Origin of the sequence: Nocardia macrotermitis (genome assembly GCF_009604405.1) — a bacterium.
GTDB lineage: Bacteria > Actinomycetota > Actinomycetes > Mycobacteriales > Mycobacteriaceae > Nocardia > Nocardia macrotermitis.
Genome location: NZ_WEGK01000015.1, coordinates 160,957 through 187,140, shown reverse-complemented (window position 1 = coordinate 187,140; position 26,184 = coordinate 160,957). Strand labels below are relative to the sequence as shown.

Below are 26,184 nucleotides of genomic sequence, written 5' to 3'. Positions count from 1 at the left end.
CGGCGCACAGGCGTGCTATTTCGTGGGTCGGGTCGTCGGTGGGGTAGGGGATCAGGTCCAGGTGTAGGTGGCCGGGGTTTTGCGGGTTGTGTTGTGCCCGTAGGAATTCCAGCCAGGGGCCCTGGCCGGTGGCCGAGCGGATGCCGGCGTAGCGGGTTTGTTCGTGGGTGATGGGCCAGCCCGAGGCGGTCGACCAGAACGCGGCCAGGCGGGACGGGTCCGTGGCGTCCACGACGATGGCGGCGACCGAACCGGTGTCGGTGTACTGCTCGCGCGGTTCCAGCACGCAGAATTCGTTGTCCTCCGGATCGGCCAGGACCACCCAGGGCACCGCGCCCTGTCCGATGTCGACCCGGCGAGCGCCCAGCGACAACGCCCGATCCACCTGCACCCCTTGATGATCCAGCGAACGGCTGGACAGATCGAGGTGGATGCGGTTCTTCCCGGACTTGGGCGTGCGCGCGGGCCGGAAGCTCAGCGCGACATCGAGCGCGTCCGGATCGGGTGCGGCCACCTCGACCGCGCCGGGCCGATCGACGGCGACCTCCCAATCGAGCAATTCGGCCCAGAACCGGGCCATCCGACGCGGCCGAGTCGCATCGAAAACCACGCACGCCAGACGGGTGGACATGCGTCCACGGTAGCCGCCGCACCCCGGTGGGCGCACGGATTCGCCCGGTTCGCGAGGTCTCCGGGCGCGTCTCGTCGTGCGGGTCTCAGTCCGGGAATCGGTGTCGTGCGGCGGACAGATCGACCCGGTCGCCGCGGATCGGGCAGCCCTCCAGCGCGAGCTTCGCCAACTGCTTGTGCGCCAGATGCGGCGCGGGCGACCCGTCGGCCCGCAGCACCCGATGCCAGGGCAGGTCGGCGGCGTCGGTGCGCATGATCCACCCGACCGTGCGCGGCGTGGACAACCCGGCCGCGGCCGCGATATCACCGTAGGTACTCACCCGCCCCGCCGGAATCGCCGCGACCAGCTCACGCACCCGCTCGATCTGCGCATCGGTGGTCGCCACGTCAGCACCCCGGCTCCGGAGCCCCGGCGGCCGCCGACCCGACCGAACCCCGCCAACCGATACCGATGCGATCAACCCGCGACGTGAACACCGCCCCATTGTGCCCACTCCCACCGACAGATTCCGCGGGGCACATCACGTGACCGGGGAGTCTCGTATCGGCTGCGTTGTCCGGTGCCCGGCCACTGTGCTTGTTGCACCGAGTATTTCGCGCGTTCGACCGTTGGGGCGGCTCGGATCATCGAACGGCTCTTGTACATATTCGGTGGTCACAGTACGGCCCCCCGGGTCCTCACCCTGTCGTTTCGAGCACCACCGGTGTGATGCCCGTCCGAGTGGACTGCCGGGAATAGGCGCAACCACCGAATGTGCGACAGAGGAACCGGGTCCGCTGCGCGGACGCCGTTGGTGCGGGGAAAATGGGCGCGCGTCCGTCCGGGACGTCGATTCAGACTTGATACCCGGAGTTCGTGACAGAGCCCGTCGAACGATGGTGCGGAGTGCGTCGCGAGTTGTGCCGCGGTTTCGGGTGGCCGCGCGCCGGAGGGTTGCTCGGGGAGCGGGTGCGAATCACAGTTCGGCGGCGGCGGGGAACCCGGGCGGTCGCCGGATGCGCACTGTCGGGCAGTTGCGGATCCGGGGGTTGCGGGACGGGATTCCCGCTGTTGCCGCGTGCTGCGAGCAGGGTCGACGACGGCCCGGCGAATTCGTGCCGTCGATACCGGCGGTCGGCTGCCGAGGCCGATCACGGGACGAATAACCCTCGGTGGACCTGGGGATTTGCTGTATCGGAATTATTTCTGTCGGCCCCGTCTGTTGAAATAGCGAACGTGATGCGATCGGATGGCGCGGTGCGATTGGTGCGCCGCGGCGAGACGGCTCCCCGCCCGCGGGAATGGGGCGCCGATGTCCGGATGCTGTTCGCGGGGGGTGCGGGTGCGGATCCGGGGTGGCGGCCCTGGCAGGTGCTGGGCGGGCCGGGCACGGGCAAGACCTCGCTGCTGGTCGACATCGCGGTGGATCGGATCGTCTCGGGTGCGGATCCGGAGTCGATCCTGCTGCTGACCCATTCGAAACAGGCCGCGCTGCGGGCGCGCAATGCCATCACCCGGCAGGTCGCCGCCGCCGTCGTGGCGGACGTCGGCGGGGTGCCGGGGGCGATGCGCGAGCCGCTGGTGCGCACCGTGCACTCGTACGCCTTCGCGATCGTGCGAATGCAGGCCGAGGCGAACGGCAATCCGCCGCCCCGGCTGCTGACCGGCGCGGAACAGGACGTCGTACTGCGCGAGATGCTGCGCGGTGAACTCGAGGACATCCAGGCCGGGCCCGGCGGTCCGTACGGCGGCGCGATGGAGCTGTGGCCGCAGCGCCTGCATCCCGCGCTGGGCACCCTCGGCTTCGCCGAGCAACTGCGCGATCTGATGCTGCGCGCCACCGAACGCGGCCTGGGCCCCGAGGATCTGATCGACCTGGGCCGCCTACACGACCGTCCCGAATGGGTCGCCGCCGGACGTTTCGCCGAACGATACGAGCAGGCCATGCTGCTGCGCTGGTCGGTCGGCATCGAGGCCCCGGAGGCGAGTGCGCCCGCGTTGGATGCCGCGGAACTGGTCGGCGCGGCCCTGGACGCGTTCGTGCTGGAACCCGGTCTGCTCGACGCCGAACGCAGCCGCATCCACTGCTTGCTCGTCGATGATGCCCAGCATCTGGATCCGCTTGCGGCGCAATTGGTTCGCGTCATCGGGGGCGGAGGTGCGACCGCCGTGATCGCCGGGGATCCCGATCAGGCTGTCTATACCTTCCGTGGCGCGGACCCGCAGTTCCTCACCGATCTCGAGACCCGGCCCGAGCGGCGGATCCTGTTGCGGGACAATCACAGAGCCGCGTCGATCATCGATGATGTGGTCACGCGGATTCGTGGTCGGATGCCTGGCAGGTCGGCCCATAGAGTTGATTCGTCCACGGAACCGTCTCTCCCCGAGGAGAATTCGTCGGACCGATTCGATGTCGCGGATTTCGAGTACGAGGATGTAGCCGGTCTCGGGTACTTGGAGTCCGGCATCGATCCGTCGACCGTCGAACTCACAGAGCCGAATTTCGCCGTGCAGGTCCTGACGACACCGGCGAAGGAAGCCGCCCTGATCGCCGATCACCTGCGCCGCGCCCATCTCACCGATGGGGTGCCCTGGTCGCGGATGGCAGTCGTGGTGCGGTCTGTCCCGCTGTCGCTGGCCCCGCTGCGCCGCGCGTTACTGGCGGCGGGAGTCCCTGTGCTGCAACCGAAACCGGATGTCCCGCTGGCCCGCCGGCGCGGTGCCGGATGGATGCTGCTGTCGCTGCGCGCCCTGCTCGCCGCAGCCCGCGAACGCCCCGATCTGTTCACCGAGGACGACGCCCTCGACCTGCTCACCGGCCCCCTCGGCGGCGCGGACCAGATCAGCCTGCGCCGCCTACGTCGCGGTATCCGCCGCACCATCCTGGAACGCACCCGCCGCCAGGACCCGACCGATCCGTGGGCCGCGGCCGGTGAGCCACGGGATCAGTCGATGGAGATGCGGGAAGGTCCCGACCGCGGGGACTCACCGGCGGCCCCCGAGACCTACCCGGACACATCGCGAAGTGCGGGCGATTCCCCGGCCCCGCATCGAGAGGCCCCGCATCGAGAGGCCCCGCATCGAGAGGCCCCGCATCGAGAGGTTCTGGACCGTGAGGCCCCGGATCGGGAGGCCCCGGATCGGGAGGCCCCGGATCGGGAGGCCCCGGATCGGGAGGCCCCGGATCGGGAGGCCCCGGATCGGGAGGCCCCGGATCGGGAGGCCCCGGATCGGGAGGCCCCGGATCGGGAGGCCCCGGATCGGGAGGCCCCGGATCGGGAGGCCCCGGATCGGGAGGCCCCAGATCGGGAGGCCCCAGATCGGGAAGCCCCAGATCGGGAAGCCCCAGATCGGGAAGCCCCAGATCGGGAAGCCCTGGACCGGGAAGCCCTGGACCGGGAGGCCCCAGACCGGGAAGCCCTAGATCGGGAGGCCCAGGATCGGGAGGCACCGGACCGAGATCGGCCGAGTCGGCGCGGAAAGCCCCTCGGCGACTCGGGCGACCTCGAATTCGATGACGACACACTGGATTCCGAACGTTTCGCGGACCTGGACCGCTCCTCGGCACAGGTGCTACGAGAGCTGATCACCGGCACCGGCGACACCGCGATCCTCGAGCGCCTGACCGACGTGGAATCCGCGCCCCTGCGCCGAGTGCTGACCGCGGTGCGGCGGGCGGACAAGGCGATGCGACGCGGGGCCGGGCTCGAGGATGTGCTGTGGGCGCTGTGGACGGCCTCACGACTGGAACGCCGCTGGGTCGGTCAGTCCGAGCGCGGCGGCGCGGGTGCGATGCAGGCCGATCGCGATCTGGATGCCGCGGTGGGACTGTTCGACGCGGCCGCGGCCTATGTGGATCGACTGCCTCGCGCGACCCTCGAGGGTTTCGTGGAATACCTGGAGCAGCAGGAGATTCCGCAGGATTCGGCGCCGCCGACCGAATCCGGTGGCGCGGTCGCGATCGTCAGCGCGCACACCGCGGCGGGCCGGGAATGGGATGTGGTCGCCGTCGCCGGTGTGCAGGAGGGGATCTGGCCGAATCTGCGGCCGCGCGGCACCCTGCTCGGTGTCGAGGATCTGGTGGATCTGCTTGCCGGAGTGGGCTTTCCGGGTGAACAGCTGAGCCGATCCGCGCCGATTCTGGCCGAGGAGCGGCGGCTGTTGCTGCTGGCGTGCAGCCGGGCGCGCCGCTCGCTGCTGGTGACCGCGGTCGAATCCGTCTCGGGCGACCGGGATCTGGTGCCCTCACGCTTCCTGGCCGAACTCGACGCCACCGCCGGATCCGGTGAGCCCGGCCGCATCCCGCCGCCGGTGGATCCCGGCCGCGCCCTGGTCATGCAGGCGCTCATCGCCGAATTGCGCACGGTGGCATGCGATCCCGAGGACACCCCACAGCGTCGTCACCGCGCGGCCCGCCAACTCGCCCGGCTGGCCCGGGCCCGGGTGCGCGGCGCACATCCGGACGAATGGTACGGCACTGCCGACCTCAGCTCGCAGCTGCCGCTGTGGGGTCAGGACGAGGGCCCGGTCGCGCTGTCCCCGTCCACGGTCGAACTGCTGAGCACCTGTCCGCTGCGCTGGGCCCTGGAACGGCACGGCGGCAACGACGGGGAGAATCCCTATGCGGTGAAGGGAAATCTGGTGCACACCCTGGTCCAGGCGCTGGCCGGGCACGTCGCCGAGGCGGAGGTCAAGGCGGCGCTGGTGCGCGCCTGGAAGGCGGTGGATCCGACCTCGGACGACGACGGCCCGCACAGCTGGCACTCCCGCCTGGATCTGCATCGCACCGAGGAGATGCTGGACACCTTCCTGGCGTGGTTGCGCAACACCCGCGCCGAACTCACCCAGCTGGGCGTTGAGGTGCCCGTCGACTGTGTGCTGCCCGCCCGAACCGCCGACGAGTACCCGGTCCGGATTCGCGGCCGGGTGGACCGGGTGGAGCGGGATGCGTTGGGGCGCTTCGTGATCGTCGACGTCAAGACCGGTAAGACGCCGATCTCCAAACAGGCCGCCCAGGACCACGCGCAGCTGGCCACGTATCAGGTGGCCGCCGCCGCGGGCGCGCTGGACGACACCGGCGCCGATCCGCAGCCCGGCGGCGCGCGCCTGGTCTACGTCGCCAAACCCAGTGCCAAGGAGGGGGCCGCCCAGCGACTGCAAGCCGCCCTGGACGACGAGTCGATCCAGCAGTGGCGCGACACCATTCACGATGCCGCCGCGGCCACCCGGGGCCCGAGTTATCTGGCCGTCCGCAACGACGGCTGCCGGCACTGCACGGTCGCGGGCAGCTGCCCGGTCCAGGATGCGGGGCGCCAGGTGACCGAGGAGTGACCGGGCCCGGCGAGCGGACCGGTCGTCGCGGCATCACGCCGTGGCAGCTGGCCGACGCGCTCGGGCTGCCGCCGCCGACCGACGAGCAGGGCGCGGTGATCGCCGCGCCACCCGGTCCGACGCTGGTGGTGGCGGGTGCGGGCGCGGGGAAGACCGAGACGATGGCCGCCCGCGTGGTCTGGATGGTCGCCAACGGTCTGGTGGTCCCCGACGCCGTGCTCGGCCTGACCTTCACCCGCAAGGCCGCGCAGCAGTTGACCACGCGCATCCGCACCCGGCTCGCGCGCCTGGCCGGTGCGCCGCTGGTGCGCGAGATCGACCCGACCGGGCGCTTGCGCGGCCTGCTGACCGGGTCGGAACCGGAGATCAGCACGTATCATTCGTACGCGGGCCGGCTGCTCGGCGAATACGGGCTGCTGCTGCCGGTCGAACCGTCCGCGACGTTGCTGACCGAGACGCAGCTGTGGCAGTTGGCGCACCGGGTGGTCACCACCTGGGACGGTGACCTGGAGACGCAGCGCACCCCGGTGTCGGTCACCGAGGCCGTTCTCGCCCTCGCCGGACAACTCGCCGAACATCTGGTGGAGCCCGAACAACTGGTGCAGGCGCACACCGAACTCGAGAAGCTGGTCTACACCCTGCCGAAGGGGCCGCGTCAACGTGGCGGGCCGAGTCAGGCCCTCAAGGACATCGTCGACGTGCAGACCGAACGGGTTGCACTGCTGCCGCTGGTGCGACGTCTCGCCGAAGAGTTACGGCGAAGGGGCGCACTGGATTTCGGTTCGCAGATGTCGCTGGCCGCGCGCCTGGCCGCGGAACATCCGGAGGTCGGTGCGGCCGAACGCGGGCGGCTGGGCGTCGTGCTGCTCGACGAGTATCAGGACACCGGCCACGCGCAGCGCATCCTGCTCGCGGCGCTGTTCGGTGGTCCGGATGCGGCCGGTGCGCCGAGTGCGTCGAACAGCACTGGGGGAGAGCATGATTCGACGGGATCGCGGCGACTGGCGGTGACCGCCGTGGGCGATCCGATGCAGTCGATCTACGGCTGGCGCGGTGCGTCGGCGGCGAACCTGCCCCGGTTCACGACCGACTTCCCCAGTGCGCCAGGGGTTCCCGCGCCGATCCTGCCGCTGCTGACCAGTTGGCGCAATCCGCCCGAGGCGCTGGACCTGGCGAATCTGGTCGCCGAGCCGCTGCGGCACACCGAGGGCGGGGTGAGTGTCGACGCACTGCGTCCCAGGCCGGGCGCGGTGCCGGGTGCGGTGGCCCTCGCGCTCGTCGAAACCGTTGCGGACGAACGGGAGTGGATCGCCGAACGGATCGCCGCGGAATGGGAGGCGCACGCCGACGCCGGTGCCGCGCCACCGACCTCGGCGGTGCTGATCCGCCGCAACGCCGACGCCCCCGGACTGGCGGAAGCGTTGCGCGAGCGCGGATTACCGGTGGAGATCGTCGGCCTGGGCGGGCTGCTGGCCACCCCCGAGGTCGCCGATGTGGTCGCGACCCTGCGCCTGATCGCCGATCCCGCGGCCGGGAGTGCGGCCATGCGCATCCTGACCGGCGCGCGCTGGCGCATCGGGGTCGCCGATCTGGCCGCGCTGGCCCGTCGCGCCCGAGATCTGTCCATCACGCGTCCGCCCGAGCAAGCCCCCGCGATCACCGATCCCGCCGCCCTGGCCGAGGCACTGCACACCGTGGCCCCCGAACCCGCCGAACGCGCCGGTCTGGCCGATGCGATCGCCGATCCCGGTGCGCCGGAACAGTATTCGGAGTCGGGTTATCAGCGTATCGAGGCGCTGGGACAGGAGATGGCCGCCCTGCGCGAACGCGGTGGCCAGTCGCTGCCCGAACTGGTCGCCGACGTGGAGCGCACCATCGGCGTCGGGGTGGAGACCCAGACCCGTCGCGCCGCGGCCGGTGGCGGTGCCGGGCGTGAGCATCTGGATGCCTTCGCCGAGGTCGTCGCCGGATATGCCGCCGATCACCGGGCGAATCTGACCGGCCTGCTGACCTTCCTCGCCGCGGCCGAGGAGGTCGAGAACGGTTTGGAGCCAGGCGAAGTCGAGGTCGCCCGCGATCGGGTGCAGGTGCTGACCGTGCACGCCGCCAAGGGACTGGAATGGGAGGTGGTGGCCGTCCCGCACGTCAGCAGGGGCGTGTTCCCCTCGGGTGCGGCGGCCGGAACCTGGCTCGGCGCGCTCGCCGAACTCCCCACCTCGCTGCGCGGTGACCGGCAGCGCGAGGACGCCCGTGACGGCGTCCCGGTCCTGGACCTGTCCGGCCTGTACGACCGCGCCGATCTGGAACACGCCATCAAGGAACACAAGGCCGCGCTCACCCGCCGCCGGGTCGACGAGGAACGCCGGTTGTTCTACGTGGCGCTCACCAGAACCGAACGCGCCCTGTTCGTTTCGGCGCACCACTGGGCCGAGACGGGTTCCGAACCCAAGGGCCCCTCGGACTTCCTGCTCGAGCTGAAACACGAAACCGAGCGTCCCGGAACCGATCTGGCCATCGCCGTCCGCATCGACCGCTGGGACCCGGCCCCGCCTCCCGGCACCGCCAACCCCTTCACCGACGACCCGGCCAACGCCACCTGGCCCCGCGACCCCCTCGGCAAACGCCGCGCGGCCCTGGAATCCGGTGCGACCCTGGTCCGCGACGCCCTCACCGACCTGCCCCCCGAAAGTGACTTGACCACAAAGACTTTCGTCGGCAATGGCGACCGTGCCGAATCCGGCGGTCCGACTGGGCAACTCGTGCTGTTCGCCGATCCGGACGACGCGGATTCGCCCGAATTCCTCGCCGGTGACCTGGATTACGACGACCCCGAGGACGACGACCCCGAAGGCTGGTCCGCCGACGTGGACGCCCTGCTCGCCGAACATTTCGCCGCCGCCGACCCGATCACCGAGGTCGAACTGCCCGAACAGCTTCCCGCCACCGCACTGGTGGAGTTGCGCGCCGACCCCGCGAAACTCGCGGCGCGACTGCGACGTCCGCTGCCCTATCCACCGAGCCCGTTCGCGCGCCGCGGCACGGCCTTCCACGCCTGGTTGCAGCGCTGGTTCGGGGCCGGTCAGACGCTGGATCTGGACATGTTGTCCGGCGCGGAGGATCCGGACGAGGCCGACGCCGAACTGACCCGGCTACAGGAGGCGTTCCTGTCCTCCTCCTGGGCCAACCGCAACCCGGTCGAGGTGGAGGTCGCCTTCGAGACTTCCGTTGCGGGAACGCTCATTCGGGGCCGCATGGACGCGGTCTTCGCCGAACCGGGCGGCCGCTGGCTGGTGGTGGACTGGAAGACCGGTGCGGAACCCACTCGCGCACAGGAGAAGTCGGTCGCGATGCAGCTGGCGGTCTACCGCCTGGCCTGGGCCCGCCTGATGGCCACCCGCACCGGCGAACCGGAATCGGCAATGCTCGAAAGAATCAGCGCCGCATTCCATTACGTCCGCACCGGCCGCACCATCGCCCCACCCGACCTCCCCGGCCCCACCGAACTCGCCACCCTCATCACCGAAACTCCGTTGGCCGGAACCTCGGACGACCCCGAACTCAACGAATGAGCCGAGTGTGATCGCATCGAACCGGTTGTTCGCCACCGAAATCGCCACGGGCCCGGGCGGTCCGGTGCAGGGACCCGCCGGATATTCGATCAGTGGTCTCAGGCCGCGCGACGGATCTTCAGGGCCGCGGTGATCATCGGGATCTGCAAGGGCAGCCGGAGTACCGAGACGATCTTGACCGGCAGCGGGGTCTTGGGGTTGCTCAGGGAGTCCGCGGTGAACTTGACGTTGGCTGGGAAGACGGCGATGAACAGGGCGGCGGCCAGCAGCCCGCCCAGGCGGCGGGTGCGCGGCAGGGCCAAGGCCAGGCCGACCAGGATCTCCGCGACACCGGACAGGTAGGTGTAGGTGCGGGCCTTACCGGGCAGGGATTCGGGCACGATCGAATCGAACGGCTTCGGCGCCACGAAATGCAGTGTGCCGATACCGAACAGCAGTGCGGTCATCAGGTAGACGCGGCCGGGCCGCGGCGGGGATTGCTCGCTCATGTGAACCACTGTTCCATCCGTGCGCCGGTCCCGTCGAGCGGGACCCCGGGCGGTACGCTGCGGGGCGTGTGGCGCACGCGAGGGGACGGTGGATCGGATGTTCGGTGAGCAATCCACGCCTGGGTTACCGCGACTCAACGACCGGCCCGATTACAAACTCGTCGGCATCCTGCGCATCCCGGAATTGCAGTCCAGCCCCTGGTCCGCGCTGGTGCGCCGGGTGCTGCTGGCACTCGGGCTGCTGGCCCTGGCGACCGCGGTGGTGTACTTCGGCCGGGACGGTTATCACGACAGTCGCGGCACCCGGCTCGGCCTGCTGGACGCGGCCTACTACTCGACGGTCTCGCTCTCGACCACCGGCTACGGCGATATCACGCCCTATACCTCGCAGGCGCGGCTGATCAACACGATCGTCATCACGCCGCTGCGCATCCTCTTCCTGATCGTGCTGGTCGGTACCACCCTGCAGGTGCTGACCGATAGATCCCGGCAGGCGTTCAAGATTCAGCGATGGAGGCACAGGGTGCGTAATCACACCGTGGTCGTCGGATACGGGACCAAGGGCCGCACCGCGGTGGACGCGATTCTCGGCGACGGCGTACCCGCCGGGCAGATCGTGGTCGTCGACGTCGATCCGGCCGCCCTCGAGGCCGCCACGAACGCGGGCCTGGTGACCGTCGCCGGATCGGCCACCCGCTCGGATGTGTTGCGGCTGGCCGGAGTTCAGCACGCGTCCGCGGTGGTGGTCGCGGCCAATCGGGACGACACCTCGGTGCTGGTCACGCTCACCGCGCGGGAACTCAACAAGTCCGCCAAGATCATCGCCTCTATCCGCGAGTCGGAGAACGCGCATCTGCTGCGGCAGTCCGGCGCGGATTCGGTCGTGGTCTCCTCCGAGACCGCGGGCCGCCTGCTCGGCGTCGCCACCATCACGCCCAGCGTGGTCGACATGATCGAGGATCTGCTCACCCCGGAGGTGGGTTTCACGGTCGCCGAACGCGAGGTCGAGAACGACGAGATCGGCGGTTCCCCACGGCATCTGCGCGACACCGTGCTCGGCGTGGTGCGCGAGGAGCGTCTCATCCGCGCCGACGAGCCCGAGGTGGACGCGCTCGAAGCGGGCGACAAACTGCTCTACATTCACCGCGCGCACAAGCAGTAGCCATCCGGTCGTTCGCTGCCGCCTCCGGGCTCGTCGCTTCCGGCGGATAGGCTCGACGGGTGGCTGGTTTCGAATTGCATGAAGTTCCGCTGCTGTCCCGTTCGGGACTCGACCGCGCCGAGGAGTTGCGCGCGGACGAGCAGGCGTTGAAGCAGGGGTGGGCCACCGCGCGGCTGCTACGGATGAACCGGCGCGGTCAGGTGCGCGTCGACGGGGCGAGCGTGCTGTTCGAGGCGGCGACCTCGCTGTCCGCCGAACCGTCCCCCGACGCGGTGTTCCTCGGCGTCGACGGCGACCACATCTGGGCGGTGCGCGACAACGACATCGACGGTCAGCTGATGGATCTGCGCGCGGTCGGCATGGGCCCGGTGGAACTCGACGACGCCGTCCTCGGTGTGCTGACAAGTGCACTGGCACTGCTGAATTGGCATGATCGGGCCCGGTTCAGCGCCGTCGACGGCACCGTGACCACCGCCGCGAAGGGCGGCTGGTCGCGTTTCAACGAGGCCGGGCACGAGGAGTTCCCGCGCATCGATCCGGCCGTCATCTGTCTCGTGCACGACGGCGGCGATCGGGTGCTGCTGGCCCGGCAGCACACCTGGCCGGAGCGGATGTTCTCGATCCTGGCCGGTTTCGTGGAGGTGGGCGAATCGCTGGAACGCTGTGTACAGCGGGAACTCAAGGAGGAGGTCGGCGTCGATGTGCGCGACATCCGTTATCTGGGCAGCCAGCCGTGGCCGCTGCCGCGTTCGCTGATGCTGGGTTTCACCGCGCTGGGCGACCCGGATCAGCCGCTGGTCTTCTCCGACGGCGAGATCACCGAGGCGCACTGGTTCACCCGCGACGAGGTGCGCACCGCGCTGGCGGCGGGCGCGTGGGGTTCGGTCACCGGGACCGCGACCCCCGACGCCGCGGCACACCGCCTGCTACTTCCCGGTTCGATCTCCATCGCCCGCACCATCGTCGAATCCTGGGCTGCCGCAAGCTGATTCGGAGTTCGCGCCGCGTCCGGTCCGGAGGCGCACTCCGGTGCGCGTTCGGCCCGGACCTGAATGCTCATAGGCGAACCGTTCGCTGTCGGAGCGGCGATTGCCCCCGCCGGGCTGATTCGGTCTGCATCCGGCCGAACGATGTCGGCCGGTCGCAAACGGGCTGTGGATGAAATCAGGCGATGGCCGCGAGAGCCTGCTTGACCTGGACCAGGCTGGGGTTGGTCGCGGTGGATCCGTCGCTGTACTTGATGGTGGGCACCACGTGGTTGCCGTTGTTGACGCTGCCGACGAATTCGGCGGCGGCGGGGTCCTGTTCGATATCGACCTTGGTGTAGGTGATACCCGCCTCTTCGAGCTGCTTCTCCAGCCGACGGCAGTAGCCGCACCAGGTCGTGGAGTACATGGTCAGATCAGTTCCGGTCACGGCTCATTCAACATCGTGCGGTGCGGCGGTGTTCCCGGCGGGGCTGTGATCGATGACGGCCCCGCCCGGTGACCGCCGCGTCAGCTGTCGGACGCGCACTTGGACCAGGTGTGGAACGGTCCGGTGACCTTGAAGTTCGTCTGCGCCGAGGAGATGGCCTTGGATTCGGCCTCCGAGGCGGTGGCGCCCCAGGAACCCGCCCAGCCGTCGCGCGCGCCGACCGCGATCGCGACGCAACCGTTCTTCGCCCAGGTGGCGGGCTGGCAGTTGGTGCCGCACTGGTTCTCCGCGCGCGTGCTGGCGTCGTCGGAACCGACCGAACTCTTCGCCCACGAGACCTGATGGGTGTCCGCGTTGTAGGTCGCGGCGATCCACTCGTCGTCCGGCGGCGGGGGCGTGGTGGTGGTCGTCTCGGTCGTGGTGGTGGTGGTTTCCGTCGTGGTCTCGGTCGTGGTGGTGGAGGTTCCGGTCGCGACGTTGTTGTCGCTGTGATGCGGCCGCAGCAGGAAGTACCCGCCGACGCCGACCACTACCAGCGCGATCACCACCGCGACGATGATCAGCGGAATATTGGTCCCACCACCGCCGCCGGACGCGGCCGCGCCACCGGTCCCGTAGGGCGGAATCTGCCCGGGCGGCACCTGACCCGGCGGAAAGCCCTGGGTCGGCGGGTACTGCTGTTCGGCGGAGTACTGCCCCTGCGGATACGCCTGGCCGGTCGGATACTGCTGACCCTGCTGATATCCGGGATCACCCGCGTAGGGCTGGGCCGGTCCGGTATACGGCTGCTGGGGCGGGTACTGCTGCTGCGGCGGTGCGGTGTACGGCTGTTGCTGCTGCTGACCCGAGTACATCTGGGTGGCCTGACCGGGCGGGTAGGGAATGCCCGGCGAGGACTGACCGAGTTGCTGGGTCGGGTTGTCCGGCGAGGACTGCCCCGGCGGTGGATACGCCGTGCCCGGTGCCTGGTCCGGTGGCCCGGAGTAGTGGATCGTGGGCTTGGCCGCCTCTTCGTCCGGTTGGCCCGGCTGGTGTGGCTGCGGAGGGTAACTCACCGGTCGACCGCCTTGGTGTCATTCACGAGGGGAAGGTGTCGTGTTGCCGTGGTCACCACCGCCGGACACCCCCGTCTGTACTCTCGAGCCCACATCGGCTCGTCACTGTAGCGCACGTCCGGCGGACGGTCGCATGCTCGATGAATGTAGTGTGCCACCAGCGAAATCGGCATGCCATCACATTTTCGACTCGCCGATACGACTATCGGGCAACATCGGTCGTGGGGTATTCGCCCGAATTCGAACCGGTCGGTCGCGCGCGGGCGCCTGGCGTGAGGCGGCCCGGAGAATGTGTCGGACCCCGCTGTCATGATGGAGCGCGTGCCCGCCCCACTCCCACGCCCCCTCGACGGACTCGATCCCGAGCAGTCGGCTGCCGTCCGGGCGCCGCGCGGGCCGGTCTGTGTGCTGGCGGGCGCGGGCACGGGCAAGACCCGCACGATCACCCATCGCATCGCGCATCTCGTCGCGGCCGGGCATGTGCGGGCCGATCAGGTACTGGCCGTGACGTTCACCGCGCGCGCGGCCGGTGAACTGCGCGCCCGGTTGCGGACGCTGGATCTGGGCAGTGCGGCGAATACGGTGCAGGCCCGCACCTTTCACGCCGCGGCGCTGCGGCAGCTGCGATATTTCTGGCCGCAGGTCGTCGGCGAGGTGCCGTGGCGGCTGGTGGACAGCAAATTTCCGATCGTCGCGCAGGCCGCGAACCGGGTGGGGCTGTCCACCGCGACCGAGAGCGTGCGCGATCTGCTCGGCGAAATCGAGTGGGCCAAGGCGTCTTTGATCGCGCCGGAGGATTACGCGGCGGCCGCGGCCAGGCATCGCCGCGAGACCCCGTACGACCCGCAGCGCGTCGCGGAGGTGTACACCGGTTACGAATCGCTCAAGACCTCGCCCGAGGGCATGCTGCTGGACTTCGACGATCTGCTGCTGCACACGGCGGCCGCACTGGAGGACTACGCGGCCGTGGCCGAGGAGTTCCGCGGGCGCTACCGATGTTTCGTCGTCGACGAATATCAGGACGTCACGCCGTTGCAGCAGCGCGTGCTGGATGCCTGGCTCGGCGGTCGCGACGATCTGACCGTCGTCGGCGACGCGAACCAGACCATCTACTCCTTCACCGGTGCGAGCCCGGCCTACCTGCTGGATTTCTCCCGCCGCTTCCCCGACGCGACCGTCGTGCGCCTCGAACGCGACTACCGCTCGACCCCGCAGGTGGTGTCGCTGGCGAACCGGGTGATCGGCGCGGCCCGCGGCCGGATCGCGGGCACCCGGCTGCAACTGATCGGCCAGCGGCCCGACGGCCCGGAACCGACCTTCGGCGAATATCAGCACGAGCCCGCGGAGGCGCTCGGCGTCGCCAAGGCCATCGCCCGGCTGCTCGGCAAGGGCGTTCCGGCCGCGGAGATCGCCGTGCTCTACCGGATCAACGCCCAGTCCGAGGCATACGAGCAGGCGCTGACCGAGGCCGATATTCCGTATCAGGTGCGCGGGGGTGAGGGTTTCTTCCAGCGCGCCGAGGTCCGTCAGGCCGTACAGGCGTTGCGCCAGAACGCATCTCGCGACGATCTGCCCGACGCGCGCGGCCCGGAACTGATCACGCTGGTGCGTGCGGCGCTGTCCCGGCTGGGCCTGACCGCCGTCGAACCCAGCGGCGCGCAGGCCCGTGAACGCTGGGCCTCGTTGAACGCGCTGGTCCGCCTCACCGAGGAGCTCACCGAAACCGATCCGGACCTGGGCCTGCCGGGTCTGCTGCGCGAACTCGCCGCCCGCGCCGAGGCCCGTCATCCACCGACGGTGCAGGGCGTCACCCTGGCCTCGCTGCACGCGGCCAAGGGTCTGGAGTGGGACGCGGTCTTCCTGGTCGGCCTCGCCGACGGCACCCTGCCGATCTCGCACGTGCTGGGCGAGGGCGGCGCGGTCGCCGACGAGGCGGGGCTCGAGGAGGAACGCCGGCTGCTCTACGTCGGCGTCACCCGGGCCCGCGAACATCTGCGGCTGAGCTGGGCCCTGGCGCGCAACGAGGGCGCGCGCGGCACCCGCCGCCGCAGTCGCTTCCTCAACGGCCTGGTCCCCGAGGATTCCCCGGCCTCGCTGGTGGCCCGTCGCGCCGATCCCCGCGCCGAGCGGAACAAGCGGTTGCCGGTCTGCCGGGTGTGCGGGCGTTCGCTGCTCGCCTCCCGCGACACCCTGCTCGGGCGCTGTGCGAACTGCCCCGGTGAGGTGGATCCGGTGCTGCTGGCGACCCTGCAGGACTGGCGACGGGACAAGGCGCAGGAGTTGGAGATCAAACCGTTCGCGGTGCTCAGCGTCAACATCCTGACCGCGATCGCGGAACAGTGGCCGACCACCGACGATGCGCTGGCCGCGGTCCCCGGGATGGGACAGCAACGCCGCGAGCAGTTCGGCCCGGAGCTCCTCGCGATCGTGCGCAGCCGGATGGCAGCGCGGTAACCGCCAACGAAACCACGTTCCGCGCGTGCTCGCATGCCCCCAAAAGTGCAGGTGAAAAATAGGTTGTGCGGTTCTGTAAGGCACCCGTAGGGTGGATTGCAAGCAACGGGAGGATAATCCCCGCGCGCACAGTACATCGACGGACAACGAGTTATGGAGGGAGGCAGACGACATGAACGAAATCGCGAACACCATCGCCCCGAACGGCATTGCCGTGTCGGTGATTCCGGGTGCGTCCGTCTCCCGGGGGGTCCTCGCCATGCAGGGGACCGGGCATTCCGTTGCAAGCGTTTTCGGTGCCGGATTGCAAGCACCGAAGCGTGAAATCAAAACGGACGAGCTCGAGCGGAGCTGGCAGCCGGAACACAGCAATGCCGGTGCCTTCGCAGCCGATACCGCACCCATGGCGGCCTATCGACTGCGGGCATTCCACCTCCGCCAGGCCCACCCAGCGACCGTGATCAGAAGTCGACACCGAAGTCGACTCAGGTAGGGAACAACTTCCCACAGCCTCTGGCCACGGATCGCACCAAGCGAAACCGTGGCCATAGTTTTATCGGCCCTCAGCCACCGGTCCCGGTTTCGCGGAAGACGACGCAGTCGCCTTCCACCACATATGACCGCTGCACGAGCTGAAGGAGCAAGACGTGTCCACCGCGACCGCATTTCGCGTGACATGCCATACACCCGTGGCCCCGGCTACCCGGACCCGCGGCGTCTCGCTGACCCTGCCCTGCCGGGCCGGTAACCCGGACCTCTGGTTCGCCGAGAGCCCGGCTCAACTGGAAGAGGCGAAGGCGCTGTGCGCTTCCTGCCCGATCCGCAAGGGCTGCCTGAGTGCCGCCCTCGATCGCGCCGAGCCCTGGGGCGTCTGGGGTGGCGAGATCTTCGATCAGGGAGTCGTCATCGCCCGTAAGCGGCCCCGTGGCCGCCCGCGCAAGGTCGCTGTGGCGTGAGCCGCACGACCAACCGGGGACGACACCGAGCCCCGCATCTCTTTTCCGGAGATGCGGGGCTCGGCCTTATCCGGGGGACCGATGGGTTCGGGACTGAGAGGTTCGGGGGCGGTGGGGAATTCGGGGGATGTGCGAATGCTCAACTCGCGGAACGGTGTTCGACGTAACCGGGCACCCAGTCCTGCATCAGCTTCATGAACGGGACCTCGGCGTCGAGTTGCGCGCAGATCCCGATGGATCCGGCCAGTACCCGGAACACCATGATGTGTTCGGCCGGAAGTTGCAGCGCCATACCGGTTTTCATCTCCGGCCGGTTGATGTCGGTGGCCTTGCCCGCGACCCGCTGCATCCACTTGCGGGTGAAATGGAACGACTCGGTCCGGATCGGATCGGTGAACGGCCGCAGATAGTCGGCGATCTCCTGGTGGGTCACGGTGCGGCCCGGGATGACCCAGCCGTTGTCGTACATCAGCGTGGTGAGCTCGTCGAATCGCTCGTCCACCGCCATCGCGACCATCTGCCCCAGCAGCGACGGGAAGCCGTCGGGCAGCGGTGCGCAGGCGCCGTAATCGATCACGGACAACCGGCCGTCCGGCAGCATCATGAAATTGCCCGGATGCGGATCGGCGTGCAGCAGACCGACGATGGTGGGGGAGGACATGTGGAACTCGGCCATCAGCGCGCCCACGGTGTTGCGCAGCGCGACGGTGCCCGCGGGATCCTCGGCCCCCTGCTTGATGATCGCGGAAACCGGTGTGGCGTCGAGCCATTCGGTGACGATCACCTTCGGGGCGCTGGCCACCACCTTGGGCACCACGAACCGCGGATGCCCCTCGAAGGCCTTGGCGAACTGCCGTTGATTGGCCGCCTCGTGCCGGTAGTCGAGCTCTTCCTCGGTGCGTTCGGTGATCTCGGCCAGGATCGGCTTCACATCCGCGCCCGGAATGACCGAACCCATCATCCCGGCCATCCGGTTGAGGGTTTTCAGATCCGCGCGCAGTGCCTCGTCCGCCCCCGGATACTGCACCTTCACCGCGACGGTCCGGCCGTCGGACCACACCGCCCGATGCACCTGGCCGATGCTCGCCGAGGCGGCCGGGGTGTCGTCGAACTCCCTGAAGCGCTGTCGCCACGCGGTGCCGAGCTGCTGGTCGAGCATGCGATGTACGGCGTTGGCGGGCATCGGCGGCGCGGCCGACTGCAATTTGGTCAGCGCCTCGCGGTAGTGCTCGCCGAACTCCTCGGGCACCGCGGCCTCCATCACCGACAGCGCCTGCCCGAACTTCATCGCCCCGCCCTTGAGTTCGCCGAGGACGGCGAACAGCTGCGCGGCGGCCTTCTGATTCAGCTCCGCGTTGATCTCCTGCTTGTCGCCCCCGGCGAGCTTGCGACCGAACCCCACGGCCGCCCGGCCCGCGATCCCCAACGGGATCTTGGCCAACTTGGCATTACGGGACGAGCGACGGCTCACAATCTCAGACACAACCCCATCATTCCCGACACACCGCGCGCCGTGCCATGAGAATTGGCTAAAAGACCTGCACGTGGCATGTGTCACAGTCGATTCGGGTGGAGTGTTTGGACCGGCGGGGAGACCGGTGTGCTCAGGCGACGGTGAATCCGCCGTCGACGGGCAGGATCGAACCGGTGACGTAGTCGGCGTCGACGAGGTAGGCGATGGCGGCGGCCACCTCGGCTCCGGTGCCCACGCGTCCGGCGGGCACCTGTCCTCCGGCCGCGGTGAACTGGGCCGAGCGCTGCTCGTCCGGCAGGAACGACCACCACGGGGTGTCGATGATGCCGGGCGAAACCGCGTTGACCCGCACCGGGGCGAGTTCGGCCGCGAGCGGGGACACGATGCGTTCGATCGCACCGTTGACCGCGGCGAAGGTGACCGTCCCCGGCAGGGCCGCGCGGGCCGAGGAGGCCGAGACCATGGTGATCGATCCGCGCACCCGGGCGCGCTGGATCGCATACAGGTAGGCGAACAGTTTGCCGTCGAATCCGGCGCGCAGCTCCGCGAGGTCGATCTCGCGGATCGGGCCGATACCTCGGGCGCCCGGGCTGAAGGCCAGGACCAGGTGGTCGAAGTCGCCGATCCGGTCGAAGAACGTGCGGACCTGCTCGGTGTCGGTGCCGTCCACCTGTTCCGCGGCGTGCACCCGGTCCTTGACCGCGGCCAGTTTCTCCGGGTCGCGCCCGGTCACGGTCACCTCGTGCCCGGATTCGGTCAGGCGGTCCGCGGCGGCCAGGCCGATGCCTGAGGTTCCGCCCATGATCACGATGCGCATTGCGCGCCTCCTTCTTTTCAAGACGTTGCGTCTCGATAGTATTTCGAACCGTCGCGTCTTGTAAAGTGGCGGCATGGTGAGTGACAAGCCGTTGGGGCGGCCCCGCAGCGAAGACCGGCGGCGTGCGATCCTGTCGGCGGCCATTGCCGAACTGCGGGAGAAGGGGTACGCGGCACTGACCATCGAGGGCATTGCCGCGCGCGCGGGAGCGGGGAAACAGACGATCTATCGCTGGTGGCCGTCGAAGGCCGATGTGGTGCTCGACGCGCTGCTCGAGGAGGCGTCCGATGCCATCGCCATGCCCGACGAGGGGTCGCTGCCCGGGGACCTGCTGGCCTTTCTGTCCGCGACGTTTCGGCAGCGTGGTCAGCGTCCGGTGCTGATCGGCCTGATGGCGCAGGCGCTTCTGGATCCGATGTTCGCGCAGGTGTTCCGGGACCGGTTCCTGTTCGGTCGCCGGGCGGTGCTGCGGCAGATCCTGGACCGTGCGGTGGCGCGCGGGGAGATCGCCGAGGGGATCGATCCGGAGTTGTTGATCGATGTCGTATACGGCGTGCTGTGGTACCGGTTGCTGCTGGACCATGCGCCGCTGGACGATGAGGCGGGGCGGCGCCTGGCCGAGTTGGTGGTGCGAGCCGTGCGTTGAATTCGTGGTCATGATGCGCCGACTCGGTTGTCGAGGGTTGCGGCTGCGTTGTCGGCCGGGGGCGAATCCTGCTGGGCACGAGGCGGATTGGGGTCGGCGCGTAGTAGGCGGCAGCCGCAGGCGGGGTGGATGGGCCAGCGGCGGCGGGCGATGTGGTGGGTGTCGGGGTCCAGTTCCAGGGTGGTGTCGAGGGTGCGGGGTGGGCGGTCGGCGGCGCATTCGATCACCGCTTCGAGGTCGCGCAGGACCAGGGCGGTGGTGGCGGTGATGGCGGCGGTCGAACCGTGTCCGATCCGGCCCAGCAGTTGTGCGGCCAGATGCGGCCATTCCGGATCGATGTCGCCCCTGGTGAGATCCGCGCATCGCAGGCAGCTGGTGCCGCCGGGCAGGACCAGTGGGCCGACGATGCCGCGGCCGTCGCGCATTCGTACCTGTAGATGCGGAATGCGGTACAGCACAAGGTCGTTCACCAGGATCGGATCGGGGACCAGGGTGTCGGCGAGCACCACCACGTCGGCGGACCAGCGCGATGCCGCGGTGGCCGTGGGGTATTCGCGGGAACGGGTCGGGCGCAGGCCCAGGCGGCGCACACCCGTGGCGACGGCCTCGGAGAGCGGACCGCGCCCGTGCACGTGGATCCGGTGCACGGGCGCGGGCCGGGATCGCGGATGGACGAGCAGTCCGGCGCCGTCGAGTTCGGCGAGCATCCGCAGCGTCTCGTCGGCGCCGATCCCCAAACCGTCGGCCTGCCAGACGATGTGCGGATGACTGCGCAGCCCGTCCAGCATCCGCAGGAAGTCCGCGACGGTATCCGCGGTGATGCTCGGCGGCTCGAGTACCACGGCGTGTTCGGGATCCCAGCCCAACTGCACCGCTCCGGACGGCCGCCGCAGCACCGTCACCCGCGGATGCAACATGGGCCCGCGTGGGCGAAAGACGTTCATGCGCACCAGTGTCGCGGTGGCCACCTACCGCGCGACCGCGAAAACCCCTGGTTATCCACAGCTTCGGCAACTGATCCACAGGACATTCACCCAGGACGTCACCGTGTCCCCGCCCCGCTCACCCCTGTCCTACGTCACCTTGGTCCCACGCGATATCCCCAGGAGCCCAAAGTTTTTCACGACCCCCCTTGCGCCCCTTCGAAATGACGGCTTCGACCGCTTCGCCTCACCCCGACACCGCTTCGATCGCCATCGCCGAAAGCGTCACGCGCCCCGGTGCATTCGCACCCTGTATCCGGTGGTCGCATCTTGTCCGGAGCGGACACACTCGCGCAGACGACCCCTGTGCGCGGAAATTGCACCTACGCAGCTCGAGCGCGGCCCGGTCGTTGGGCGGTGGCCTGCGAGGCGGGGTTGCAGCCCGCCTCGCAGGGGTCGGCGATTTCTACCGGTGCGGGGCGACGCCGCGGTCCGGGATGCGGCGGCCGCGGTGCTGAGCCTCCGGTGCGCACACCGTGTGGCCGTTCTGGACCCAGCAGCGGTTGCGCGGGCTGTTCGGGATGTCGGTGTGGGCGGGGGTCTGCGCCTGGGCGAAGGCGGGGGCCAGGAGGACCAGGGGCGCGGTCAGGGTGATCAGGGCGAGCGTCTTCATGATCGGGGACCTATCTGTGTCGAGAGGATGTGGAGGCGCGAACGTGGCGGGCGGTCAGCGGCGCGGAGCGAGCTGCTTCCGAGGGGTGGCCTGCTTCCGAGGGGTCGCCTGATGCCGGGGAGTCGACTGGCATACTTCGTGGCCGTTCTGGATCCAGCAGCGGGGCCGCGGCTGATCGGCGTGGGTCACGGTGTGCGCACCGGCGAAAGCCGGGGCGCAAAGTACCAGTGGAACGGTGAGAGCCGCAAGTGCGATTGCTTTCATGGAACGAAACCGTATTGGCGAGAGGATGATCCGGGGCGAACCGTTGCGAAAGGTTGCGTGAACGTTGGGTCGGCGTCGGATGGACTGCCTTGCATCACAACAGATTTCACATATCTGAGAGGGAATTGGATTGCAGCGGAACGACACTGCTCGACTCGGCCGCAGATCTCTGATATTGGGGACCCTGGCGATGGCGGCGGCCTGTTCGACCGGGCATTCTGATTCGATGCCGCACGATACCGTCCACACCGCACTCGGCCCGGTGCGCGGGGTCCGCCGCCCGACCGGATGCGCCTTCCTGGGCATTCCGTATGCGCGGCCGCCGGTCGGGGAGTTGCGGTTCGCCGCACCGGTGCCGCCCGCGCCGTGGACCGAGGTCCGGGACTGCACCGCGTACGGGCCCACCGCGCAGTTGCACCCGGTCGCGGAGGTGACCACGATTCCCGAGCCGAGCATCGCGGGCACGGATTACCTGAACCTGAACGTCTTCACCCCCGATCCCTCGCCGAACGCGAAACTGCCTGTGCTGGTGTGGATTCACGGCGGCGGTTTCGTCGGCGGCTCACCGGCCAGCCCCTGGTACGACGGTGTGGCGTTCAATCGCGACGGCGTGGTGCTGGTCTCGCTCGGCTACCGGCTGGGCCTCGAGGGGTTCCTGCACGTGGACGGCGCGCCCGACAATCGTGCGGTGCTGGACTGGATCGCCGGTCTGACCTGGGTCCGGGACAATATCGCGGCCTTCGGCGGGGATCCCGCCAAGGTGACCGTGGCCGGTCAGTCCGCGGGCGGCGGCGCGGTGTGGGCGCTGATGGCCGCACCGCCGGCGCGTTCGCTGTTCCGCGCCGGGATCTGCCAGTCCGGCGTGGTCGCCCAGCCGAACGATCATGCCGTCGCCGCTGCGGGAGCCGCGGTGTTCACCCGCCGGACCGGTGTGCCCGCAACCGTTGCGGCACTGCGGGATCTGTCCCGGCAACAGCTGTACGAACTACAGCACAAGGTGCCCAAACCCGGTGTCGCGACCACCGATCCCGCTGTGCTGCAACTGGCTCCGTTCGCCGACGGTGTACTCATCCCCGAATCCACTGCGCAGCTGTTGAATTCGGGCAACAGTGCCGACAAACCTCTGCTCCTCGGCTATACCCGACACGAATTCAACATGGTCGCGGCGAAGACGACCGATGCGACCGCCCCGGCCGCACTGGCCCGGCTGCGGATCGACGCCGATACCGAAAAAGGCTATCGCGCAGCCTATCCCGGCTACACCGCCGGACAACTGGTCGGCCAGATCGTCAGCGATCGGGCCATCCGCGGCCCATCCTACGAACTCGCCGAGGATCACGCCCGTCGCGGCCGCCCGACCTGGTTGTACGAATTCGCCCGTATGTCAACGGCTTCCGGCGGCTATCACGGCCTGGCCGCGCACTGCCTGGACCTTCCGTTCGCCTTCGACCTGCTCGCCGCCCGGGGCGTCACCGATGTCGAGGGCGGCAATCCGCCACAGGCCCTGGCCGCCGAAATGCATGCGGCCTGGGTCGCATTCGTGCGCGACGGCGATCCGGGCCCGCGGTGGCCGCGCTACACCCCGGCCACGCGGCAGGTGATGATCTGGAACGACGCGTCGTACGTGGCCGCGGACCCCTTCGCCGCGCAACGCCCACTCTGGATCCGCTGAAGCCGAGCGCACAGCGAAATCGGCTGCGCGCCACCCATATTCGGCATTCGGCGAAGTGCGGCGACGAAGGGGTCCGCCCGTGCGGCCGTGCGTGGGACACGGCCGATCCGACTAGCTTCCGGCGCCGTCCTCGGGCTTGTCGTCCCGCTTCGCCTCGCGCTCCCGCCGCTCGCGCGCCTCGGTCTCGGCGAGCTGGGCGATCGGATCGTCGAATTCGCCTGTGCCCCCGCCGATCACGCCGTCGATGAAACCGGCCGGATTGTCCAGATCGGTCGAGCTGGGCAGCAGATCCGGATGCGCCCAGATCGCGTCGCGGGCCTGCATCCCGGCGTCGGTGGTCAGCCGCCGCCACAGCTCGGCCGCCTCGCGCAGCTTGCGGGGCCGCAACTCCAGGCCGACCAGCGTCGCGAAGGTCTGCTCCGCCGGGCCGCCGGTCGCGCGACGTCGCCGCAGTGTCTCGGCCAGTGCGCCGGCGCCGGGCAGCCGATCACCGACCGCCTCGCTCACCACGACCTGAACCCAGCCCTCGATCAGCGCGAGCATCGTCTCCAGGCGTTCGAGCGCGGCCTGCTGCTCGGGCGTGGTCTGCGGCTCGAATGTGCCCTGCGAGAGCAACTCCTCGAGTTTGGCCGGATCGGTCAGCATCATCGGATCGATGCCCTGCGCGGCCTCCTCGATGGCCGAGAAATCCATCCGGATGCCGCGCGCGTAATCCTCGACCGCGCCCAGCACCTGTTGCCGCAACCATGGCACATGCGCGAACAACCGCTGGTGGGCGGCCTCGCGCGCGGCCAGATAGACCAGGATCTCGCTCTCGGGACGCTCCAGCCCCTTGCTGAATTCGGTGATCGCCGCGGGCAGCAGCGCCGCGGCGCCGTCCGGGCCCAGCGGCAGGCCGATATCGGTGGAGGTCAGCACCTCACCGGCGAGCTGGCCCAGCGCCTGCCCGAGCTGCGAACCGAATGCCAGCCCGCCCATCTGCCCGAGCATGCCGAGCATCGGACCGGCGAACTCCTTGGCCTCGGCGGGCATCGTCGTGGTCCACATGCCCGAGACCTGCTCGGCCACCGGATCACACAGCCGCTTCCAGGTCGCGAGCGTCTCCTCGATCCAGTCGTTGGCGGTCCAGGCCACGGTCCGGGTCGCACCGGCGGGGAACGTGGTCGCAGCGTCGAGCCACAGTTCGGCCAGATGCGCGGCATCGGCCACCGCGCTCTGCGAACCCGCCGACACCGGCGGCACGCTCGCGCCGAGTTGCTGGCGGGCCAGGCGCTTGGCGATGTCGTAGTTCACCGGGCCGTCCTGCGACGAGCCGGGCTGACCCATGGTGGAGAACATCTGCCCCAGTGAGGTCAGCATCTGGCCGAGTTGCGACGGATCGAAGGCCGCGCCCGAACCGCCCATGGCGAATTCGAACGGATTGTTCGCGCCGCCGGTACCACCATGCTCGTCGCCGCGTTTGCGGTCGTCGTCGTCATCGCGGTTCGAGAATCCGAAGGGCACTTCGCTCATGCACCCAAGGCTACGCGGGTGCCGGAAGCCGAGCCGCTACTGTGGGCCGGGTGAATCGTCGGATCCTCACCCTGTTGGCCGCCCTGATACCCGTCCTGGCACTCGGTATCGCCGGTAGCGCCGTGACGGTGCCCTTCGTCGCACTCGGCCCTGGTCCGACCTTCAATACCCTCGGCGTGGTGGAGGGTAAACAGGTCGTCGACGTGCGGGGCGCGACGGTGAATCCGACCTCCGGAAATCTCAATATGACAACGGTGTCCGTTCGCGACGGGCTGAATATCTTCGAGGCGTTCGGGTTGTGGGCCGACGGGAATTACGGTCTGGTGCCGCGCGCGGAGGTCTATCCGCCGGGCGTGCCGCGTGACGAAGTCGACAAGTCCAATCAACAGGACTTCAAGAATTCCGAGGACAACGCGGAACTGGCCGCGCTGCACTTCCTGAAATATCCGACCGATGTGCAGGTGGCCGGTCTGGCCGACAACGGCCCGGCCAAGGGGCTGCTGAACAAGGGCGATCAGATCGTCGACATCAGTGGTAAGGCGGTGGCCACCTCCGCCGATGTGGTGAGCGCGATCCAGGGCGAGAAGCCGGGTGTGGTGGTGCCGATCGTGGTGCGCCGCGGCGGCGCCGAGCAGACCGTCCAGGTGAAACTCGCAGCGCGCCCGGATGATTCGGCCAAGGGCTATCTCGGCATGACGCCCACCGAGGTCGCGCAGGGCCCGATCCAGGTCGACTTCAATCTCGCCGATATCGGTGGTCCGTCGGCCGGGCTGATGTTCAGCCTCGGCCTGGTCGACAAGCTCAGCACCGGAAAACTCAACGGCGGCAAGTTCATCGCGGGCACCGGCACCATCGATCCGGACGGCAAGGTCGGCCCGATCGGCGGCATCCAGTACAAGATGATCGCCGCCCACGACGCCGGCGCCGAGACCTTCCTGGTCCCCGCCGACAACTGCAACGAGGCCCGGCAGCGCACCCCGAACGGCCTGCGACTGATCAAGGTCGACACCCTCACCACCGCCGTCAACGCCCTCAACGATCTGAACGTGGGCAAACCCACGCCTAGCTGCGGCTGAGATTGCCCAGCTCATCGACCTCGAATAGCGCGCCGACCGTAAGTCACCCAGTTCCGCCAACCATCGACAACTAGGTCACCCAGTTC

General features: G+C 69.2%; 20 protein-coding genes. 10 read left to right on the top strand and 10 right to left on the bottom strand.

Going from position 1 to position 26,184, the window contains the following annotated elements; genetic code table 11:
* On the bottom strand, positions 1-631 hold a 631-nt coding region (locus tag NRB20_RS39685), incomplete at its 3' end, for a VOC family protein (RefSeq protein ID WP_153414683.1).
* Positions 632-716: 85 nt separating this feature from the next.
* Positions 717-1,016, bottom strand: coding sequence for an MGMT family protein (locus NRB20_RS29605; RefSeq protein WP_319945561.1), 300 nt, complete (start codon positions 1,014-1,016; stop codon positions 717-719).
* An 833-nt stretch (positions 1,017-1,849) separates the two neighbouring features.
* Here NRB20_RS29605 and NRB20_RS29600 point away from each other — a divergent pair.
* Together NRB20_RS29600 and NRB20_RS29595 are read left to right on the top strand one after the other, a co-directional pair.
* Positions 1,850-5,941, top strand: a complete 4,092-nt coding sequence (locus NRB20_RS29600; RefSeq protein ID WP_153414714.1) for a PD-(D/E)XK nuclease family protein — start codon at positions 1,850-1,852, stop codon at positions 5,939-5,941.
* On the top strand, positions 5,938-9,510 hold the full coding sequence (locus NRB20_RS29595) for an ATP-dependent helicase (protein WP_319945560.1): 3,573 nt from the start codon (positions 5,938-5,940) through the stop codon (positions 9,508-9,510). The genes NRB20_RS29600 and NRB20_RS29595 overlap by 4 nt, the downstream gene beginning before the upstream one ends.
* A gap of 98 nt (positions 9,511-9,608) precedes the next feature.
* Here the strand turns inward: NRB20_RS29595 and NRB20_RS29590 are convergent, their stop codons facing one another.
* Complete coding sequence (locus NRB20_RS29590) at positions 9,609-9,998, bottom strand: DoxX family protein (RefSeq protein WP_153414682.1); 390 nt, start codon at positions 9,996-9,998, stop codon at positions 9,609-9,611.
* Between the two features lie 97 nt (positions 9,999-10,095).
* On the opposite strand from NRB20_RS29590, the gene NRB20_RS29585 reads away from it, so the two are divergent.
* Positions 10,096-11,160: a potassium channel family protein gene (locus NRB20_RS29585; RefSeq protein ID WP_153414681.1), complete on the top strand. Its 1,065-nt coding sequence runs from the start codon at positions 10,096-10,098 to the stop codon at positions 11,158-11,160.
* Positions 11,161-11,219: 59 nt separating this feature from the next.
* Complete coding sequence (gene nudC, locus NRB20_RS29580; RefSeq protein ID WP_319945559.1) at positions 11,220-12,149, top strand: NAD(+) diphosphatase; 930 nt, start codon at positions 11,220-11,222, stop codon at positions 12,147-12,149.
* A 175-nt stretch (positions 12,150-12,324) separates the two neighbouring features.
* Here the strand turns inward: nudC and NRB20_RS29575 are convergent, their stop codons facing one another.
* Both NRB20_RS29575 and NRB20_RS29570 read right to left on the bottom strand, forming a co-directional pair.
* The gene (locus tag NRB20_RS29575) at positions 12,325-12,576 is read right to left on the bottom strand and encodes a mycoredoxin (RefSeq protein WP_319945558.1); all 252 of its coding nucleotides are present in this window, start codon (positions 12,574-12,576) and stop codon (positions 12,325-12,327) included.
* 80 nt (positions 12,577-12,656) lie between these two features.
* Entirely contained in the window at positions 12,657-13,631 is a 975-nt protein-coding gene (locus NRB20_RS29570) for a DUF4189 domain-containing protein (RefSeq protein WP_153414680.1), read from the bottom strand.
* Positions 13,632-13,940: 309 nt separating this feature from the next.
* On the opposite strand from NRB20_RS29570, the gene NRB20_RS29565 reads away from it, so the two are divergent.
* The 3 genes from NRB20_RS29565 (at position 13,941) to NRB20_RS29555 (ending at position 17,041) form a co-directional block, all read left to right on the top strand.
* Complete coding sequence (locus NRB20_RS29565) at positions 13,941-16,085, top strand: ATP-dependent DNA helicase UvrD2 (protein WP_153414711.1); 2,145 nt, start codon at positions 13,941-13,943, stop codon at positions 16,083-16,085.
* A 172-nt stretch (positions 16,086-16,257) separates the two neighbouring features.
* Positions 16,258-16,578: a hypothetical protein gene (locus NRB20_RS29560; protein WP_153414679.1), complete on the top strand. Its 321-nt coding sequence runs from the start codon at positions 16,258-16,260 to the stop codon at positions 16,576-16,578.
* A gap of 196 nt (positions 16,579-16,774) precedes the next feature.
* Positions 16,775-17,041, top strand: coding sequence for a WhiB family transcriptional regulator (locus NRB20_RS29555; RefSeq protein ID WP_319945557.1), 267 nt, complete (start codon positions 16,775-16,777; stop codon positions 17,039-17,041).
* Between the two features lie 139 nt (positions 17,042-17,180).
* On the opposite strand, the gene NRB20_RS29550 is transcribed toward NRB20_RS29555, so the two are convergent.
* Positions 17,181-18,524, bottom strand: a complete 1,344-nt coding sequence (locus NRB20_RS29550) for an ABC1 kinase family protein (protein ID WP_319945556.1) — start codon at positions 18,522-18,524, stop codon at positions 17,181-17,183.
* A gap of 121 nt (positions 18,525-18,645) precedes the next feature.
* The gene (locus tag NRB20_RS29545; protein WP_153414677.1) at positions 18,646-19,332 is read right to left on the bottom strand and encodes an SDR family oxidoreductase; all 687 of its coding nucleotides are present in this window, start codon (positions 19,330-19,332) and stop codon (positions 18,646-18,648) included.
* Between the two features lie 73 nt (positions 19,333-19,405).
* Between NRB20_RS29545 and NRB20_RS29540 the strand changes: the two genes are divergently transcribed.
* Positions 19,406-19,978 carry a TetR/AcrR family transcriptional regulator gene (locus tag NRB20_RS29540; RefSeq protein WP_153414676.1) on the top strand — a complete coding sequence of 191 codons (573 nt, stop codon included), beginning with the start codon at positions 19,406-19,408 and terminating at the stop codon, positions 19,976-19,978.
* A gap of 8 nt (positions 19,979-19,986) precedes the next feature.
* On the opposite strand, the gene NRB20_RS29535 is transcribed toward NRB20_RS29540, so the two are convergent.
* Complete coding sequence (locus tag NRB20_RS29535) at positions 19,987-20,922, bottom strand: hypothetical protein (protein WP_227833983.1); 936 nt, start codon at positions 20,920-20,922, stop codon at positions 19,987-19,989.
* A 445-nt stretch (positions 20,923-21,367) separates the two neighbouring features.
* Positions 21,368-21,574 carry a hypothetical protein gene (locus NRB20_RS29530; RefSeq protein ID WP_153414675.1) on the bottom strand — a complete coding sequence of 69 codons (207 nt, stop codon included), beginning with the start codon at positions 21,572-21,574 and terminating at the stop codon, positions 21,368-21,370.
* Between the two features lie 490 nt (positions 21,575-22,064).
* Here NRB20_RS29530 and NRB20_RS29525 point away from each other — a divergent pair, with 490 nt between their 5' ends.
* Entirely contained in the window at positions 22,065-23,510 is a 1,446-nt protein-coding gene (locus tag NRB20_RS29525) for a carboxylesterase/lipase family protein (protein ID WP_153414674.1), read from the top strand.
* A 111-nt stretch (positions 23,511-23,621) separates the two neighbouring features.
* Here the strand turns inward: NRB20_RS29525 and NRB20_RS29520 are convergent, their stop codons facing one another.
* A complete protein-coding gene (locus NRB20_RS29520; RefSeq protein WP_153414673.1) occupies positions 23,622-25,022 on the bottom strand; it encodes a zinc-dependent metalloprotease in 1,401 nt (466 codons plus the stop codon).
* A 50-nt stretch (positions 25,023-25,072) separates the two neighbouring features.
* Between NRB20_RS29520 and NRB20_RS29515 the strand changes: the two genes are divergently transcribed.
* Complete coding sequence (locus tag NRB20_RS29515) at positions 25,073-26,098, top strand: YlbL family protein (RefSeq protein ID WP_319945555.1); 1,026 nt, start codon at positions 25,073-25,075, stop codon at positions 26,096-26,098.
* Positions 26,099-26,184 lie beyond the last annotated feature (86 nt).

What these genes read in the sequence shown, in the direction of transcription:
- NRB20_RS29520 (WP_153414673.1), bottom strand. Translation starts at nt 25,022, where the DNA reads ATGAGCGAAGTGCCCTTCGGATTCTCGAACCGCGATGACGACGACGAC.
- NRB20_RS29530 (WP_153414675.1), bottom strand. Translation starts at nt 21,574, where the DNA reads ATGAAGACGCTCGCCCTGATCACCCTGACCGCGCCCCTGGTCCTCCTG.
- NRB20_RS29525 (WP_153414674.1), top strand. Translation starts at nt 22,065, where the DNA reads ATGCCGCACGATACCGTCCACACCGCACTCGGCCCGGTGCGCGGGGTC.
- NRB20_RS29565 (WP_153414711.1), top strand. Translation starts at nt 13,941, where the DNA reads ATGATGGAGCGCGTGCCCGCCCCACTCCCACGCCCCCTCGACGGACTC.
- NRB20_RS29560 (WP_153414679.1), top strand. Translation starts at nt 16,258, where the DNA reads ATGAACGAAATCGCGAACACCATCGCCCCGAACGGCATTGCCGTGTCG.
- NRB20_RS29535 (WP_227833983.1), bottom strand. Translation starts at nt 20,922, where the DNA reads ATGAACGTCTTTCGCCCACGCGGGCCCATGTTGCATCCGCGGGTGACG.
- NRB20_RS29545 (WP_153414677.1), bottom strand. Translation starts at nt 19,332, where the DNA reads ATGCGCATCGTGATCATGGGCGGAACCTCAGGCATCGGCCTGGCCGCC.
- NRB20_RS29585 (WP_153414681.1), top strand. Translation starts at nt 10,096, where the DNA reads ATGTTCGGTGAGCAATCCACGCCTGGGTTACCGCGACTCAACGACCGG.
- NRB20_RS29590 (WP_153414682.1), bottom strand. Translation starts at nt 9,998, where the DNA reads ATGAGCGAGCAATCCCCGCCGCGGCCCGGCCGCGTCTACCTGATGACC.
- NRB20_RS29540 (WP_153414676.1), top strand. Translation starts at nt 19,406, where the DNA reads ATGGTGAGTGACAAGCCGTTGGGGCGGCCCCGCAGCGAAGACCGGCGG.
- NRB20_RS29600 (WP_153414714.1), top strand. Translation starts at nt 1,850, where the DNA reads ATGCGATCGGATGGCGCGGTGCGATTGGTGCGCCGCGGCGAGACGGCT.